The organism is Streptomyces sp. NBC_01525 (assembly GCF_045040405.1).
Lineage (GTDB): Bacteria > Actinomycetota > Actinomycetes > Streptomycetales > Streptomycetaceae > Streptomyces > Streptomyces benahoarensis.
Genome location: NZ_CP109397.1, coordinates 5773962 through 5793941, shown reverse-complemented (window position 1 = coordinate 5793941; position 19980 = coordinate 5773962). Strand labels below are relative to the sequence as shown.

Sequence of the window (19980 nt, the reverse complement as noted above, 5' to 3'; positions counted from 1 at the left end):
GGTGTCGGCGCTCTCCGGGGCCACGGCGGCGTTCGCGCAGGCGCTCACGGAGTGGCGGGCCGCGAACCCCGGGCTCACGCTGTCCAACGAGGCGGTCGAACGGGCCGCGGCCGGTTTCCGCGAGCGCGCGGCGGCCGACTTCGACGCGTCCTTCGCCGGGGCGCACTCCGGACTCACGGAGCTGACCGGCGGTCTCATGGACTGGCGGCTGCGGTTCGCGCAGCTGGAGGAAACCCTCCCCGCCCACCTCCACTTCGAGGCCGAGGTTCCGGCCGTGCTGCGCGCCGCCGAGACGGCGTTCGGCGCCCTCGCCGGCCACCACACGCTCGACGAGGCCACCCGCACCCATCTCAGGGAGCGGTTCACCGATGACCTCATGACCGCCTACCTGCGGGTCTGGGCGCCGTACGACCTCGCGACGTCCTGGCACCACGACACCGCGGCCACCGGCCCGGTGCCCGCCACGCAGCCCGGCTCCTCTCCCCTGATCGGCTTCGTGCCCGGGAAGGCGGCGTTCCACGAGGACGGGACCGCCCTGCACAAGGAGTTCCGCACCACGCCCGACACGGCGCAGGACGCGGCCGTCCCGCACGCGGTGCCTCTGGTGTCCGGCCTGGCGCGGCCTCTGACCCGGTCCCAGGCCGCCCAGGAGGAGCTGGCGGCGGCCGCTGACGCGGTACGGCAGGCCCGGTCGGAGCAGCAGGCAACGCATGAACATGCCTCTTTCCAGGAGACGTCGGCCCAGGCGGAGCAGCGCTTCACCGCGGCGCGGGCGGAGTGGCAGGCGGCGCTGACCGCCGAGGCCGCCGCCGCGCTGCCGACGGTCCGGGAGGACGCCGAGAAGGCCGCGGCGGAGCTGCGCCAGGCGTCCACGGCACACCAGGAGGCGCTCGGCGGCCTCGCGGCTGCCGACCAGACGCACCAGCAGGCGCGAGCCGTGTTGCGGAACAGGGTGTATGCCTACGCCAAGCTGCTCCTGGCCGGGCAGAGCACGCAGCCGCACGCGGCGGACGAGGCACCGGCCACGGACGCGCAGCAGCAGAAGCCGGCCGATGCCGATCTGGAGAAGGCGAAGGTGCGCCTGGCGCAGGCGCAGACGGCCGAGCGGGAGGCGGCGGCGCGGCTGGAGGAAGCCGGTCAGGACGCGCAGCGGGCCCACCGGACCTGGGCCGCGACCCAGGAGAAGTCGGCGGCGGCGCAGCAGCTGCTGGACGCCGCGACGCGGCGCACCGGTCTGTCCCCCGTGGCGGCGAACGCCCCGGCCACGCGAGTGGTGGGCGAGTGGCTGCTCCCGCTCGGCGCGGCGCCGCTCGCACAGCACCCGGCGACGGCCCCCACGGAGACGACGCACCGCCCGGTGACGGCAGTTCAGGTGCCGCTCGCCGTGGTGGAGGACGCGCTGGAGAACGCGGCGGACCATCTCGACGCCGCACTCGACACGGACGAGGCGTACGCACGGGCGCAGTCGGACGTCGAAGCGAGGCTGCGGGAGTACGACGCGCTCGTCCGGACCGACCGGCAGGCCCGGCCTGGTGCGCAGCCCGCGGACCAGGCCACCCTGGACGGACTCGACGCGGACCTCACCGGGGCACGCACCCGGCTCGACGCGGCCGCGGCGGTCCTGCGGGACGCCTGGATGCGCCGGGACCAGGCGGAGCGAGCGGCGTTCGCCCACCTCACCACGGCGAAGGGGACCCTTGCGGTCGGCGCCCTGTCACCGCAGGCCGACGACTCGATCTACGCCCAGATCTTCGACGGCGCGTACGAGGAGCCCCAGCAGCAGGCCGACGACTCGGTCTACGCCCAGATCTTCGCCGGCGCCGTCTCGTACGACGAGCCCCAGCAGCAGCCCGTCCAGCCGCCCCAGGGCGTCGTTCCGGCTCCGGCGCAGGCCCTCGGCGCGGGGACTCTCGTCTCCCTCGCCGACCAGCAGTTCATCGCCGGCTTCCGCCATCACCTGACCGCTCCGGTCATCGACGTGCAGGCGCTGCACGCGCTGGTGGCCGGTCACGCCCGGCCCGCCGACAGCTTCGCCCGCGACGACTTCGACCGCGCGTTCCACCGTGTGACCGGCTCCACGGTCCCCGCCGGCCTCGCCTTCGTCGTGGGAAACCGCTCGCTCGCCCCGGCGGACGCCCTACGGATCCTTGAGCACCTCTACGGACCGCTGGCACCGAACGCTCCGTGGAACATCGATCTGCGCCACGTCGCCGAGGGCGTTCCGCTCCCGAAGCTGCCACAGGTCGAGGCGTACGCGCTGCGGCTCTTCCTCCTCATGACCAGCGGTCTCGCTCCCCAGGCCCTGCGTATGGCCCAGGGGCTGGGCCGGGACCTGCGCAAGATCTGGTCCGTCGAGGACGCCTACGAGAAGCTGGACGGGCGCGGCCTGCGGGACGCCCTGACCCTCGCCGGGCGCAGCACCGGTGACCCCCAGCAGTTCCAGCGGCACCTCGCCGAGACGTTCGGCGACGTCACCCGCACGACGCCCGTCTCCGAGACGGTGGCGCAGCATTGGTACGAGCGGTTGACCACGCTGGAGTACCAGCACCCGCAGCAAGGGGCGCGCCCCCTGCCCCACCGGCACCCGGAGGATGGGTGCCACCTCCGCGCGCACATGATCACGATGCAGCTCCGGCAATGGAACACGCACGTCCGCAAGCTCATGGCCGTCCGCACCGGCCCGCGACTGACCATCGCGTCCGCGCACGCCGAGGGCGCCGCCGCACAGCTCGGCACCATGCCCGTGGAATGGGGCTACCACATCGCCGCGGCGATCCCCGTCCAGGAAGCGCCCGGCAAGATCACGCTGAGGGTGCTGGACCCCGCCCTGGAACTCGGGCCGCTGACCGTCGATGAATGGCTGAAGGCCATCGGAGTCGATCCGCAGAATCCGAGGTTGGAGCGGCTCACCGGTTCGATCGCCGAGGTGAGGGCTTATGTCGGCGAGCACATCTATGAGCACCCCGACAAGTGGGTGCGGATCGACGAGCTGGACGCCCCCGCCTCTGGCCGCACCCTCCTGGTGGAAACCGAGGCACACGCCTACGACTACGGGGACATCACGCCGGGCACCGAGGCGATGCGCTCGCTGCGGGGAGCGGACGAGTTCCACCGGCATGACGGTGTGGGCACGCTCGAACGCCACACCGCCCAGCACATCCAGCGCACCCGCCTGCACCAGGCCCGGCAAGGCATCCAGCGACACCTCAACGGCGGCGACGCGCCGTCACCGCAGTGGGCCGCAGAGACCTACACCGCCCTGACCAACGACCGCCTGCTGCCCGGGAACAGCCCGCTGGCGCAGGAGCTCCGCAGGTTGCTGCCGGCCGGACACCCCGCCGCCCTCCAGAGCGACGTTCTCGCTCCGGCGCAGGCCCTCGGCGCGGGGACTCCCCTCTCCCTCGCCGACCAGCAGTTCATCGTCAACTTCCGCAATCACCTGGCCGCGCCGGTCATCGACGTGCAGGCGCTGCACGCGCTGGTGGCCGGTCACGCCCGGCCCGCCGACGGCTTCGCCCGCGACGACTTCGACCGCGCGTTCCACCGTGTGACCGGCTCCACGGTCCCCGCCGGCCTCGCCTTCGTCGTGGGGAACCGCTCGCTCGACCTGGCGGACGCCGCACTGATCCTTGAGCACCTCTACGGACCGGCGGCACAGGACGGTCAGTGGGACATCGATCTGCGCCATGTCGCCGAGGGGGTTCCGCTCCCGAAGACGCCGCAGGTCGAGGCGTTCGCGCTGCGGCTCTCCCTCCTTATGACCAGCGGTCGCGCTGCCCAGGCCCTGGACATGGTCCGGGGGCTGGGCCGGGACCTGCGCAAGATCTGGTCCGTCGAGGACGCCTACCAGAAGCTGGACAAGCGCGGCCTGCGGCACGCCCTCGCCCTCGCCGGGCGGCGCACCAGCGAGTCTCCGCAGCTCCAGCACCAGATCGCCGAGGCGTTCGGCGAGGCCACCCGCTCGACGCCCGCCTCCGAGACGGTGGCGCGGCAGTGGTACGAGCGGTTGACGACGCTGGAGTACCAGCATCCGCAGCAGGGGGCCCGCCCCCTGCCCCACCGGCACGTGGAGAACGGGTGCCACCTCCGCGCGCACATGATCACGATGCAGCTCCAGCAGTGGAACACGCCCGTCCGTAAGCTCATCGCCGTCCGCACCGGCCCGCAACTGACCATCGAGTCCGCGCACGCCGAGGGCGCCGCCGCACAGCTCGGCACCATGCCCGTGGAATGGGGCTACCACATCGCCGCGGCGACCCCCGTCCAGGAAGCGTCAGGCAAGATCACGCTGAGGGTGCTGGACCCCGCCCTGGAACTCGGACCGCTGACCGTCGATGAATGGCTGAAGGCCATCGGAGTCGATCCGCAGAATCCGAGGTTGGAGCGGCTCACCGGTTCGCTGAGCGACGTGCGAACTCACATCGGCAAGCACATCGACGAGCACCCCGACAAGTGGATGTGGTTCGACGAGCGGGGAACCCCCGTCCCCGGCCGCACCCTCGTGGTGGAAACCGAGGCACACGCCTACGACTACGGGTCCCTCTTTCCGGACCAGAAGGCGGCGCGCTCGCTGCGGGGAGCGGACGAGTTCCACCGGCATGACGGTGTGGACACGCTCGAACGTCACACGGTCGAGCACATCGAGCGCACCCGCCTGCACGAGGCCCGGCAGGGCGTCCAGCGACACCTCGACGGCATCGACGCGCCGTCACCGCAGTGGGCCGCGGAAACCTACACCGCCCTGACGAACGACCGGCTGCTGTCCAGGAACAGCCGTCTGGCGCAGGGGCTCCGCAGGATGCTGCCGACCGGACACCCCGCCGCCCTCCAGGGCGACGCGACGATCGCGCCCTCCCCCGAGTTCTCCGATGAAGAGTTCTCCGACGCCGAGTTCTCCGATGAAGAGTTCTCCGACGCCGGGCCCTCCGCCCACGTCGACGAAATGGATGCCTACTTCAACTTCACTGACGCCTCGAACCCGACGGCTCCCCCTGGTCAGCAACCGCTCGCCCGCTCCGGCGCCCACGCGTCCGGCCAGGCCCCGCGCGGCTCCGCGTCGGCCTGGGACCTGCCCGCCCCCCGCACCCAGGGCACCGCTCTGTCCCGTCCGGTGGCCGACACCCCGGTCCGGACGATCGGCGGATGGCTGCGGAACACCGGCGCGAGCGCGCGGGAGGCGGAGCTGACCCGCCGGTTCGGCACGCTCATCGGTGCCGGATCGAGCAACGGCTACCACTTCGACCACGCGATGCTGGACCGGATCGAGCAGGTCCTCGGCGCCCTGCCGCGCCGCGATGTGGAGGACAACCCGCAGCTCGCGGCGGTCACCGGCAACACGACCGGGACGCCCGTGAGCGCCTACCGGGCCGACGACCGGGCCGTCCGCCTCACCCACCCGTTCCGCATGCCGTCGTGGCTGGACACCCGGCCCGAACGCGACGACGTCGCGCTGCGCTGGGTGAAGGACCTCGTCACGGCCGGCGGCCACCCGGACCTGGCCACCGCCGACCTCCTCGCTCCCACCGGGGCGCCGCACCAGATCGCCGGCGTGCCGCCGCGCGGCAACCTCGTCGAATGGGTCCTGCGGCACGAGGTGGGCCGCTCCGTCGACGCCCGGACGGGCTGGGCGCAGGAGCACGCCCACAAGCCGGAGTTCGGCGGCTGGCGGACGTACACCGGCGGGGAGATCTCCGAGGTCGCCACGGCGTTCCTCGCCCTCGCGGACCTCACCGCCGCCACGTATGCCCCGCCCACCCCGGGTGCCAGGACGTTCGACGGCCTCGTCACAGAGGTGACGGACCTGATCACGCCGACGGCGCAGGCCGACGGACCGGACCCGCAGCGGATCGCGCGGATTCCCGAGCAGCTCGCCGACGGTGACGCGGAGCGGTTCGGGAAGCTGACGGCCATGGTCACCCTCCTGCGGGACGCCATGGCGCAGCCGTGGACGCGGGACGGCGGCGGCGCGGGCCTGCTGGAGCACGACGGGCGCATCTACCAGACCCACCGGGAAACCGGCGCGTGGATCAGCTACGCCGCCGACGCCCGGGCCCATGCGGTGTCGGCCTACCAGTTCGCCACGCCCGGTGCGTGGTTCGCCGAGGCGTACGCGGCCTACCACGCCCCGCAGATGACCAGCCCGCTGCGGGAGCTGTTGCACCCGAGCGTGCGGGAGTGGTTCCGGCACGAGGCCGAGCTGCCGGAACTGGAGCTGGAACTCGTCGAGGACAGCGCCGAGGAGACGGAGCTGGAGCTGACGACGTCGGACGGTGTGCAGGTCAAGGCCGCCGACATCGACAACCTCCTCATCGTCTCCCCCGGCTCCCTGCGGCCGGCCGGCCGCTCCTTCCACACCGCCGACGACATGCGGGAGCGGCTGCTCACCCACACCGATCTTGACCTCACCAGGCGGCACTTCGCGCACTTCGACCCCGAGCGGCAGGTCCGCCTCCCGTACGGGGACGGCGGGCAAATCGTCCGGCACACGGTGTCCGAGAGCGACCTCGGCACCGTGCCCTGGCAGGCGGGCGACGACCTGTACCTGGCGCTGCTGCACGGGGAGAAGGGCTGGCTGACCGTTCCGGTGAACGGCAAGCCGGTCCGGATGTCGGGCTCGTCCTTCGGCCGGATGCTGCGGCGGCGCGACAGCGTCGTCGCGCTGAAGGAACGCGCGGGGAACAAGGCATGGATCCTGCTGGCCGCCTGCGAGGCTGCGGCCACCGACGCGGCGGGCAACTCCATCGCGCAGCAGATCGCGGACACCACCGGCATCAACGTCGTGGCGCCGACCACCAAGGTGGCCGCCACTCCGCACGTCAAGGAATTCAGCTTCCTCCTCTACCACGACGCCCAGGGCAACCGCGGCGCGTGGCAGACGTTCACCCCGCGGAACGCGGGGGCCACCTCGGCGGCGCGCGACGGCGACGCCGTGAGGGCGACGGCCGGGGCCCTGGTGCCGCCCGCCGTGCTCGACGTGCCGCGGCCGGTCCCCCTGTCCGAGCGGGCGCTGTCGCAGGACACCACTGAGGAGACGCCGCAACACGAGGACACGGCGTCGCTCGGCCTCGACGAGGCCGCGCTCCAGGCGGAGCGTGACGGCGGCGTCCTGCCGGTGGCCGAGGGCCTGACGGCCGTCGGCCCGCAGCAGCCGCACTTCGGCTGGCTGGGCGACCGGATGACGCGCAGCGTCCTGGCCCCCCTGCGCGCCACCGACCTGACGGAGCTGTACGACGCGCTCCACCCCGCGGAACGGTTCGGCCCCGGCCGCGCCGTCTCCCGGCTCATCGCCCTGCGCCGACTGGTCGACCTGGCCACGCGGGAGGCCGGGCACGCGCCGGACCTCCTGACGCCCGCGGTGCTCGACGGGCTCGTCCGGCAGGTCTTCCCCGGCGTCACGGCCGACGAGGCGAGCCGCCTGCTGCTCGTCACCGCCGCGCAGAGCGCCACGCAGCGGCAGCCCCTCACCGTGGAGAGCCTCCGCCAGGCCGGGGGCCGCCTCCGGGCCGTCGGCGTCATCGACGTCGGTATGCCGCTGGCCCAGTCACCGACCACCCCGGACCAGGTGCCGGGCGCATCGGCGGCCGGTTCGACGCAGCCGTCGGACCTCCTCGACCAGTGGCACACACAGCGGTACCAGCAGGCCGCCGTGGCGCGCGGCAACGCGTCCCGGGCCGCGGTCTCGGAGATCACCGAGCAGCTCCGGACGGCCGGTCGAGGCGCGGCTTCGCTGGTGCGATTCGGCACCGCGCGTCCCCCGCTGCGCGCCGTCAACCTCGGCGACCGGGTGCTGTGGACCGAAGCCGGTAGCTCCCTGTGGCGCGACGATCCCGCTCCGCTGCTCCCCGCCGGGCCGGTCGCCGTCGACTCCGTCGACGTGGACACCCACGGCAGGCTGCTCGTGGCGCCGTCCGGGCCGGTCGAGGAAGCCGGCCTCTTCCCCGAGCTGTTGGCCGACGTCGACGCGCTCCGCGCCCTCGACGCCGCGGCCCCCTCGTCCGGCGGCGCCCTCCAGGACACCCGGGACCTCCTCCCCGCGGCGACCGCGGCCGAGGAGAACGCCGCGCACGACGACGCACGCGACGAGGCCGAGGACCTGGTCCACGAAATCGTCTACCTCACCTATTCGCTGCCCGCGGGCACGACGGTGGGATCCGTCGGCGAGACGGCCGAGGAACTCGACACCGAGGCCCAGGACGAGTCCGGCAGGACCGGTGACCGGACCGGCGGCGAGCTCCACGACGAGAGCGACGACGAGAGCGTCATCTGCGAGCTCTTCGAGTTCCCCGTGCTCGTCCCGGCTTCCCCCCCGGTCACGACGGAGTACGTCCTCACCGTCCCGGTGGTCGAGGAGATCCGGACGTACGACGAGCTGCACGTGACCTTCCTGGATGCCCCCGTGCCGCCGGTCGGCTTCGGCGTCGAGCGGGTCACCGGGCAGTCGGCGCAGTTCCCGCTCGGCCTGTTCGGCTCCGTCGTCTCCTTCGGCGACATCCGCTTCGACGGCAGCGTCCTGCCCGGCGGCCCGCCCTCCGGCGTCCTCGGTGACCTGGTCGCCTCGCTGCTGCCGGCCGCGGACGAGATCGACGAGGCGCTCCACGAGCGTCTGACGTCCTCGGTGCGCGCCCAACTCGGCGCGCTTCTCGACCGGTTGGGGGCGAACAACCTCTCCCGGCGTCTCGTCGACGGCGGTCTGACACTCATCGTGCCCGGCGGCTTCCTCCACGCCGAGCACACCATCCGCGTCCAGCTGACCGGCATCCAGCGCAACCGCGCCACCCCCACCACCTCGCCCTACCGGCCGTACGGCGAGAAGCTGATCGGCCCGCAGGAGTCGACCACCAACCGCTCGACGGGCAGTTCGGAGAACGCCGGTGCCTCCGTCGGCCTGAGCCCCGCCGTCATGGTGCCGCTGGCACCGGGCAACGTCCCGTTCACCCCCAGGGTGAGCGTCGGTCTGTCGTCGTCCCGCTCGTACGACCAGAGCCGGAGCACCAACGCGTACACCAACCCGTCGCTGGGCTACAGCGGTGAGCTGTCGCACTTCACCTTCGCCGGCGTCCAACTGGAGGTCATCACGGGGGGCCCGGGGGTGCCGGTGCAGCACCGGACTCGCTCGGAGCAGGGCGAGCTCCTCGTCGCCTTCCCCGTCGAGCTGGTGGAGCCGGCCACGAACCGCACCGTCACGCCGTGGCATGCCACCCTGCCCGTCGGCGCGCCCGACGCGCTGCGCCGCCGGTTCACGCAGGAGGTCCTGCGGTTCTTCTCCATCGGGCAGCACATCGGCGGCCTCGGGCGCCTGCGCGACCAGTTGCTCCACGCCTATGTCCCCGACACCCGGCCCGGCAGCCCGCTCCACGAGTACGTGCACAACCGGCTCGGCGAACTGAGCATGCTCAACGATCTCGCCCGCGTCCTGAACGGCGGGATGACCCTGCCGCCGGTGCCGCTCAACGACGGCCGGATGCTGCAGGGCGGACTGTCGGGGCAGGTGACCGGCGTCGAGCGGATCGGCGACGCGAGCGCGCTGCCGACCGTGCTCAACCTGCGCTGGCTGGAGCTTCAGGGCGCCTCCGCCTCCACCGGCGGCGGCTTCTCCTTCACCGCCGGCGCCACCACCTCTCCGGGCACCACCCTGCCCGCCTTCCGGTTCCCGGTGACGCTCGACGTCGGTACGTCCGCGTCGTTCAGCTCCGCGGGCGACACCGGCGGCGGGCGCTGGCACAGCGCCCGCTTCAACGGCCGGAGCGTGCCGTTCCTGCTGACCGTCCGGCTGGAGGTCGGTCTGCGGCCACTCGGCGACGACCTCGGCCGGGAGTTCGGCGAGAGCGTCGCGGCCGTCGTGCGGGTGCCCGAGGAGCTGGCCGACGCCTTCCAGGGCGCGCTGCGCCGCATCGTGGACGACGAGAGCCAGGGCCTCCTGCCCCGCGCCCCGCTGCCCGTCACGTACGCGCCGCAGCAGGACGCCCCGGAGCCGGTGATCCCGGACGAGCTGACGCAGCCGACGGGCAGTTCGGGTCTGTACGGCCCGGTCGGACTGTCCCGCCTGACGCGGCACGGGCACCACACGGACGTCCGGGAGCAGTTGCGCGAGCAGTTCCTCCACGAGCGGCGGTCCACCGGCGCGCCGGAGTGGACCGCGGCGGAGCTGGTGGCCCTGGAGACGTTCCTGGACACCCATTTCCACACCCAGTCGCTGAGTGCCCGCTTCACGGAACTGTTCGGCGACCGGGACGCGTCCGCCGCCCTTGAGGAGCAGGGGCTGCGCCGTACCTTCGCCCGGCCGCTGGCCGACGGGGAGACCGAGACGGTCCACTTCCAGGTGCGTGCCGAGCGGGTGCCCGTCGGGCCCGGGGAGGCCATCGCACCGCTGTCCGCCGTCCATCTGCCACAGGCCGGGTTCGACCTGTGGCCCAGCGCCATGCGGGACTTCGCCAACTCCCAGTCGCACAGCACCAAGCTGGCGCTGAGCGTGGGCGTGGCGAGCAGCTGGGGCCCCCACGTCGGTACCGGGAGCGAGGTGAAGCTGTTCTCCCACGGCCACACCGCCAAGCAGGGCCTGACGTCCTACGCATACCTGCTGTCCGGCCTCAACTACGCAGGCCCCGCCCACCAGTTGACGTACCGGGTGCGGTTGGCCACGTCCGTTACCGTACGGAAGGTTCCGGCGCCCGGTCTGACCGGCGCGGTGCACCGTCTGGTGCGCGCGCTGCGCCCCGCACCCTCCGGCAGCACGGCGCAGACCGGCCAGTCAACCGCCCAGCCGCGGGTGATCGAGGCCGAGGCGCGCTGGCTGATCCCGGTGACCACACCGGTCCCGGCCGCGCAGGCACCCGTCACCGAAACGCCGGCGGACGGCGCCCTGGTCACCCTCACCCAGCACGACCGGGTGCTCGGCGTGTCCGGCATCACCGCACTGCGCAGGCGCGCCCTGGAACTGCTGACGGCGCACGGCGTCCCGTCCCACCAGGCGCGGACCCATCTGGAAACGGCCCTCACCCACGACCAGTTGGTGGCGATGCTGCACACCGGCGCCGGTTCGGCGGCCACCCAGGTGGTCCTGGACGGGGCCCTGACCAACCGCCGGGTCCGGCTGCTCTTCCGCGCGGAGATCACCGATGTGGTGGACGCCGGTGAGCCGGTCACGCTGTCGACGATGGACCTCGCGGAGTACTCCGCGGGCTTCTCCGACGTGGGTAGCGTCACCACCAACCACCTCAACCACGCCCACTCCGCCACCTTCGCCGGTGGTTCGGGGGACACGACGGGCGGGCTGGGGTACGGGCAGTCCTCCTCCCCGAGCAAGGGCCGCAGCCTCGCGGAGATCACCAACGTCTGCCCGGGCAGCTTCGTGGCGCGCGGCGCGCTGCCGCACCGTCCCCGCACAGGGCGGGTGGTGTGGCATCTGACGGTGCAGTCCAAGAACGTCAACCAGATCCGCGACTGGTCGCCGGAGGCCGAGGACGATCAGGTGGTGGTCCCGCAGGGCATCACCTTCCTCACCCCGCAGTGGCCGGCCATCGACCCTGCCGAGGAGCGGACGGTCCCGGCCACGCTGCCGGTCACCGCGCTGCCGCCGGCGTCGGTCAGCGAACGCTTCCTGCCGTCCGCCGACGAGAGCGACCTGGTGGACGCCGAGGAGCACGGGTACAACCTGGAGAGCCCCGCCACCCTCACCCGGAAGGTGATGACGGAGGTCGGGGAGCTCCTCACCGCCCACGCCAAGGCCGCCCTGGACTCCCAGTGGACGCCCCAGACCCCGGGCACAGCCCTGTCCGGCACCCTGGACACCGTCCTCACCCCGCGCACCCTGCACGCGATGGCCGACGCCATGGCCGGTGCCGGGATGGTGCTGCACACCACCGTGCCCGGGGCCGGGCACACCACCCACCTGCAACTGGTGTTCCGCCTCCACCGCGACCCCGAAGGACGGGGCGCGCACTTCACCCACCGGCTCGCGCCCGGCACCGTCAGCCGCTACACCCAGTGGAACACCCGCCAGGAACTCGGGGTCAGCCGCGGCACCGCGAGGGGCCACTCGCTCAGCCCGATGTTCTCGGGCGGCTCGGCGTCGTTGGGCCACTCGACGAGCACGTCGCAAAGCCTCAGCACGAGTGTCCTGACCCGCCGCCACGACGGATACACCGTCTCCGGCACCCTGGCCACCTTCCGGCTGGACGGCGTGCTGGAGATCAGCCTCCGCCGGTCGGTGGTGCCGTCCCGGGGCGTCAACACCCTCAGCCTCGACCTGGCCCGCCAGACCGCCCGCGCCTTCCAGACGATGAACCGGGGCACCGTGCCCACGGGGCGGGTCACGCTGCGCGAGGAGATCACCATCCCGCTGGCGCAGCTGCCGGACCACCTGCCCACCACGCGGCGGCCGCGGCCCGTCGTCACCCAGCTGATCGCCCCGAGTCCGGACGCCGACCTCGCGCGCGCCCACCAGTTCGCGATCAGCGCGTCCGAACTGTCCCAGAAGTCCGTGAGCGTGGTCTTCAACCCCGACGCGGTACGGCAGTTGTTCGATCAGGTGACGGCGGCGCTGCGGAACCACGGTGCGGGCCTCGGTGACCTGGTCCGCGACGGGCAGTTCTCGCAGGACGGCCTGCACCGCTACTTCGACCCGCACGTCCTCACCCGCCATGCGCTGCTCCACGGCCTCACCGGCACCCCGGCCACCGTCGGCCCGGCGCTGCGCAGCCTGGGCGGCCCCTTCACCGACACCACCGGTGTGCTCGACATCGCCGTACTGCCCGCCGCGCAGGGCGCTTCGCTCGGCTGGCACCCGGGGACGTCCGAGCGCAGCGACTACGGCTCCCAGAACAACGGGATGTCGTTCGGCACGAGCCAGGGGCAGAGCCTCTCGCTCGGCTGGGGCCAGGGCGTCCCGCTGGGCGAGGGCCAGCAGGCGCCGGTCGCCACGGTGACCGGCCCGATGTCGTTCAACCGCTCCGCCGGCCAGTCCGTCAGCAGCTCCGGCTGGGCGATGAGCCGCGTCGACGGCACGGCGCAGACCACCCTCTGGCACACCCATGACTTCGCGGACGCCTACGTCAAGGTGACGTTCCGCGGCGTCAACGAGCGCGGCGCGCTCCGCTACGGCGGCGAAAGCCTCAGCGCCGTCTTCCGGGTGTCGGACCTACTGGCCCTGCGGTACTCGCCGGAGGCCACCCTGCTGGGTCTCGGCAACATGCCGCACACCGCCATCCACACGCCGTCCGGCCGTTTCGTCCCGCCGCGGAACGCCGCGGACCGGCAGGACCCCCTCCTGACGGACCTGGTACGGGCCCAGCAGATCCCGGCCACCCCCGGCGTCCTGCTGTGGCGTGTCCAGGCGGTCGACGACACCACCGTCCTCGCGTACGGCACGCGCCTGACGCACGAGGAGTTCGAGGCGGCGTACCTCCGCGACGAACTGGCCGCGGACCCGGCCACGGCGGCGTACACCGTGACGTGGGGGCAGACCGGTACGGACGGTTACGTCCACGTCACCGCGCAGGCGCCCCCGGTCGACGTGGCGGAGACCACCGACGCCGAGGAACCGGACACGTCGACGCGGACCACCTCCCTCCAGGTGAACGCCGCACAGCCGGTGCGGAACCTCGCCAGTGCGCTGGCGCTGCCGGCGGACGCGTTGCCGGACCTCGTGGCGCTCACCGAGCGGCTGGAGGCTGTGCCGTACGCACTGCTGAGCCTGGGCCTGACTGGCCGGTCGGCAGCCGAACTGGTGCGACTGACACGCGAGTTGGGCACCCTTCCGTTGACGTTGACCGAGGTCGCGGATGCCTACGGCGTCACCCCGCAGGAACTGCTGGCGTCCGGCGCGCAGGGGCGGATCGAGCTCGTTTCCCAGATTCTGCGGTGGCCCCCGTTCCTCGGTGCCGGCGCCGAGACCGACCGTCGTCGGGCGGGCCGGGACCACGCGGTGAGGCGCGTGACGAGGACACTGTTCCTGGGAGGACCCGCAGCGGCACGCGCGGCTGCGGAAGCCGCCTCGCAGACACAGCGTGAGGAGGACCTCGCCGCCCTGCTCCAGCAGGTGCAGGGCCCTCTCGCCGAAGAGCAGCGCGCCACGTTCCTCACCACCGAGCAGCGCGCTGCGTTCCTCACGGGCGAGCCGGTGACGCTGACCGACGAGCAGCGCACCGGTCTGCCCGAGGGCACGCCGGGCACCGTCAGGTCCTGGATCGGCACGGAAGCCCAGCGCGGGCAGCGCACCAACGCCCAGGAGCTGGTGGACCTCGCCCGCGACCTCGACCTCCCCGAGGAGTCGCGGCCCCATCTGGAGGACCTCGCCGAACAGCTCCACACCGTGCCCCACACCCTGCGCGCCCTGAACCTGACCGGCCCGTACGCAGCACACCTCGTGCGACTCACACAGGCGCTGGGCACCGTTCCCCTGGCTCTGGCCCTGGTCGCGGACACGTACGCCCTCACCCCGCAGGAGCTGGTGGTGGCCAGCGAGCAGGAGCGGGCCGGGCTCGCGTCCAGGATTCTGAAGTGGCCCCCGATCATCGGCACCGACGAAGAGGCCGGCCGACGCCGGACGGGCCAGGACCACGCGATCGAGCGCGTAACAAGGGCACTGTTCCTGGAAGGCCCCGCAGCGGCACATGCCGCTGCGGAAACCGCCTCACAGGCACAGCGTGCGGAAGACCTCGCCGCCCTCCCCCAGCAGGTGCAGGACCTGCTCACCGAAGAGCAGCGCACCGCATTCCTCGCCGGCGAGCCGGTGACGCTGACCAGCGATCAGCGCACCGGCCTGCCCGAGGGCACGCCGGACACCGTCACCTCCTGGATCGGCACGGAAGCCCGGCGCAAGCAGCGCCAGGTGGGCGGCGCACGCCACCACCAGCGCGACAGCTCCGCCCCGGAGAACTCGGCGAACCAGGCCGGCGGCTCCGGCTCCGGCTCCAGCAGCCACAGCACCACCGCACCGCACCACCACCAAAGCTCCGGTGAGAGCTCTGCCTCCACCCAGATGTCTGAGGAGAACTTCGCCCAACGGGCACTGGGACTGACCCCGGAACGGTTCGACGAACTCAGCGACGAATCCCGCCACCCCTGGTTCCACGCCCGGGACCTGGTGAACCTCGCCCACCACCTCGCCCTCCCCGAAGAGGCGCGGCCCCACCTGGTCGACCTCGCCGAACAGCTCGGCGCCGTGCCCCACACCCTGCGCGGCTTCCGCCTGACCGGCCAGGACGCAGCACACCTCGTGACCATGGCCCAGGCGGTAGGCGGAGTGCCCCGTGCACTGGCCGAGGTCGCCACGGCCTGCGGCAAAACCCCGCAGGCCCTGCTGGCGTCCGGCGCGCGGGCGCGGCCCTGGATGGCGTCCCAGTTCCTGCGGTGGCCCTCGATCCTCGGCCCCTACAACGATGCCGAGGCCATGCGTCGCCGGGCGGGGATGAGCAACGCGGTCAGCCGGGTGGCGAGGGCTCTGTTCCTCAACGGCGTGGCCGCAGCGAAGGAGGCGGCGGTAGCCGCGTCGCGCCACCAGCGTGCGGAAGACTTCGCCGCCCTGCCCCTGCAGGTGCAGAACCTGTTCACCGAAGAGCAGCGCGCCGCATTCCGCGCGGGTGAGGAGGTGATGCTCACCGAGGAACAGGGCACCGCGTTCCTCGCCGCCGCACCCGTAAAGCTCACCCAGGACCAGGGCAAAGCACTCCTCGCCCGCCAACTCGTGACGCTCACCCCCGACCAGCGCACCGCATTCCTCGCCGGTCGCCCCGTCACGTTCACCGCCGAGCAGCGCCCCACACTCCTCGCCGGCCAACCCCTGACGCTCACCAACGGGCAGCGCATCGCACTCCTCACCGGCAAACCCGTCACGTTCACCGACGAGCAGCGCACCGCATACCTCGACGCCGAACCCACCACGCTCACCAACGAACAGCGCACCGCATACCGCGACGGCCGCATCGTGACGCTCACCCCCGAGCAGCGCACCGCATTCCTCAACAGCGACTTCGTCACGCCCACCGCCCAGCAGCGCACCGCGTTCCTCGCCGGCGAAACCATGAGCCTCATCGACGAGCGACGCACCGCATTCCGCGCCGGCGAACCCATAAGGCTCACCGACGAACGGCGGGCCGCATTCCGCGCCGGCCAACCCATAAGGCCCGTCGACGAGCGGCGGGCCGACACGCCGAACGCACCGAGCACCCTCGGGTCCTGGATCGGCACGGAAGACCGGCGCATGCAGCGCCACGTGGACTACAGCGGTCCCCTCCGCCAGGTCGATGTCGAAGGCAGGTTGATCAACGTGGTGCCGGAGGCCGCCGCCGGTGTCCGCCCGCCGGCCCACGACAGCTTCTACGGGCTGCCCGAATACAGCCAAGCGCCGCCTCAAACGGTCGCGTCCGCCCTGGTCCAGGAACACGGCGACATCCTCACGGGCTTCACCGCCTGGGAGGTCGTGCGCCTGGGCACCCTGCACCGCACGCTACGCATCTCGATGGGCGACCTCGTCGACCTCGTCCGCGCCACGGGCGAAGTCCCGGCCCCCGTATCCTTCCAGGATTCACTCGACGCCCTCGAACTGAGCGACCCCCACGCCCTCTACCAGGTGCTCAAGCACCGCCCCATGCGGCTGGACACACTCCACTCCCTCGCCGCACCAGATGTTCTGCAGAACCTGTTCGCTCCTCTGGCCCACCAGCAGGTCCAGGAGTCCGACCCGAAGGTGCAGCAGATCGTCGAAAAGCTCGGCGAACTCGCCCGAACCCCCGCCCATCAGGGAAGGGTCTCCGGCATCCACTGGTCGGAACGGACAGGGCTGCTCAACGACGAAAACGCCGCCATCGAGCACTTCTGCAACGTCTTCGGCCTCCAAGACCCTGCGGAGTACCTGCAAACCCTCCGGGATTTCGCCGCCTTGGCGAGGGCCTACACACCGCAGGACCGTGCCTGGCTGTTCCGGACCCTGTCCGACCCCGCGTTCACCGGCCCCGGCAACGCCAGTCGGCGGGCGTGGACCGGACGATGGCTCTCGCCGCTGCACATATTCCACCTGATGTCCTGGCACCCGTTCGACGCGATGCGCAACGAGGACTTCCCCGCCTTCCTCGAACGCATCGACAACGCCGTGAGCCATCGGGCGCTCTTGATGAGTGCCGACATCCGGGAAGAGCTCCCGCTGCCCCACGGCGGGCAGGAGCTCATGGCGGCATTGGAGGCGGAGGTCGCCTCCCGGGCAGGCCGCATCGGCAACACCGGGGGCGGCCGAACCGTCCAGCGGTACTGGGACCTCATCGACGACGAGGTCACGTTCTCGGTAATCGCCGACTACGTCCACGAGACCGGCGCGCACAGCGACCTGATGCACGCCCTCTACCAGTACAGCGCGGACCTCGACCGGCCCGTGGTGAACGAGGTCCGCGCACTCGCCGAACAACTGCACGTCGACCCGGCCGTGGCGTTCAACCTCCTGCTTGTCATCCATACCCTTGAGCTGCACGACGAGCCGGAGGACGAACAGCACAAGGTGTTCACCGCGTTCAAGGACTACCTCCAAAACCTCGCGGAGCAGGGCGATACCCTTCTCAACTGGCAGAATGAGGAATTCGAACCGCTGCTGAAGGAGCTCGATTTCAATGTCCAGGACTTGATCGGGCTTGAGGAAAACGGAGCCCCCAGCCTCATCCCGCTGCTCGACGCGCTCCACACCTGGGACGTCGGCTTCGATGAACTCCCGGAACTCCTCAAATACCTGACGGGTTACGCCCCGCAGGCACTCCAGCTGCCGGAGAACAACTATTACGCGGCAACACCCGAACAGCGCCGCGCACTGTGGCAGTACGCCGTCGCGCACCGCGACGCCGTCATCCCGGGCGTCGCTGCCTGGCGCGCCCAGGGCCTGGGGCTGCACCCGGAACGGTTCAACGAGCTCAACGACACGGTCCGCCCCCCCTGGTTCAGCGCCCGGGACCTGGTGAACCTCGCCCACATCCTCGACGTGCCCCACGAGGCGCGGCCCCACCTGGTCGCCCTCGCCGAACAGCTCCACACCGTGCCCCGCACCCTGCTCCCCCTGAACCTGATCGGCGAGGACGCAGCACACCTCGTGACCCTGGCCCAGGCACTGGGCGGAGTGCCCCACGCCCTGCTCCAGGTCGCGGAGATCTACCGCACGACTCCGCAGGAGTTGATGGCGGCCGGCGCACAGGGACGCATCTGGCTGGCTTTCCAGGTCCTGAAGTGGCCCGCGATCCACGGCACCGACGCCGACGCCTACCAACGCCGGACAGCCCTGGGCAACGCCGTCGACCAGGTCGCGAAGACACTCCTCCTGGAAGGCCCCGAAGCCGCACGCGCAGCAGCGGAAACCGCCTCACAAGCACAGCGCGCAGAAGACCTCCGCGCCCTCCCCCCGCAGGTGCGGGACCTGCTCACCGAAGACCAGCGCACCACCTTCCTCACCGGCGAGCCGGTGACGCTCACCGACGAGCAGCGCACCGGCCTGCCCGAGGGCACACCCCACACCCTCACCCCCTGGATCGGCACAGAAGACCGGCGCACGCAACGCCACACGGACAACGTCCGCACCCTCACCGAAGAGCTGCACGTCGACCCGACGTCGGCACTCAGCCTTCTGCACCTCGCCGACCTCCTCGGCCTGGAAGACGACCACCACGCCCTGCTCGACGTGTTCGGGGAATACCTCCAGGACCTCGCGGAGCAGGGCGACGACACCCTCCTCCGCTGGAGGGACCGGGACCTCGGAACGCTCCTGGCACAGCACGGCATCGACGTCCAGGCCCTGCTCATGCCCGACGGAGCCGAAGCCGCCCACGTCACCTCACTGCTCACCGCGCTCCAGACCTGGGACGCCGGAATCGACGAACTCCCGGCACTCGGCACACACCTGAAGGCCCACGTCCCCCAGACATTCCAGCTGGCAAGGAACAGCTACCACACAGCAACACCCGCACAACGCCGCGCACTGTGGGAGTACGCCGCCGCGCACCGCGACGACCTCATCCCGGCCGTCGCCGACTGGCGCGCTCAGCAACTGCAACTGACCTCGGAACAGTTCCACGCACTCAACGACGCACAGCCCTCGTTCAGCACCCAGGAACGGGAACTGTCCCCGGAACAGTTCCGCGCGCTCAACGACGCAAGGCCCTGGTTCAGCGTCCGGGAACTGGTCCACCTCGTCCACAAGCTCGACCTGCCCATAGAGGCACGGCCCCACCTGGTCGCCCTCGCCGAACAGCTCCACACCCTGCCCCGCGACCTGCTCACCCTGAACCTGACCGGCCAGGACGCAGCACACCTCGTGCGACTGACACAGGAACTGGGCGCCGTTCCCCTCGCTCTGACCCAGGTTGCGGACGCTTACGACCTCGCCCCGCAGGAACTGCTGGTGGCCAGCGAGGAGACGCTGACCGGGCTCGCGTTCGGAATCTTGAAGTGGCCCCCGATCATCGGCCCCAACACCGACCCCGAGCTCCGCCGACGCCGGATGGGCGTGGCCCGCGCGGTCGACCAGGTGGCGAAGGCACTCCTCCTGGAAGGCCCCGAAGCCGCACGCGCAGCGGCGGAAGCCGCCTCCCGGGCACAGCGTGAGGAAGACCTCCGCGCCCTCCCCCCGCAGGTGCGGGACCTGCTCACCGAAGACCAGCGCACCGCATTCCTCGCCGGCGAACGGCTGACACTGACCAACGAGCAGCGCACCGGCCTGCCGCGGAACACGCCGGACACCATCACCTCCTGGATCGGCACGGAAGACCGGCGCAAGCGGCGCCGCGTGGGCGGCACACCCCGCAACCGGCACGACGGCTCCGCCCCGGAGAACTCGGCGAACCAGGCCGGCGGTTCCGGCTCCGGCTCCAGCAGCCGCAGCGCCACCGCACCGCACCACCACGAAAACTCCGGGGAGAGCTCTGACTCCCCCCAGACGCCGACGGTACCCACCCAGGCACCGGTGGGCCTCACCCTCCCCGGAGAGGCGATGCCCCTCCTGGTGGGCCTCGCCCG

1 protein-coding gene (cut by both window edges) is annotated in these 19980 nt (G+C 71.9%); it reads left to right on the top strand.

The whole window is internal to a protein-glutamine glutaminase family protein gene (locus OG422_RS25440) on the top strand: the coding sequence, 41655 nt in all, runs 8381 nt past the left edge and 13294 nt past the right edge, and what appears here is coding positions 8382-28361, spanning codon 2794 (partial) through codon 9454 (partial); the first complete codon in view begins at window position 2. The start codon and the stop codon both lie outside this window.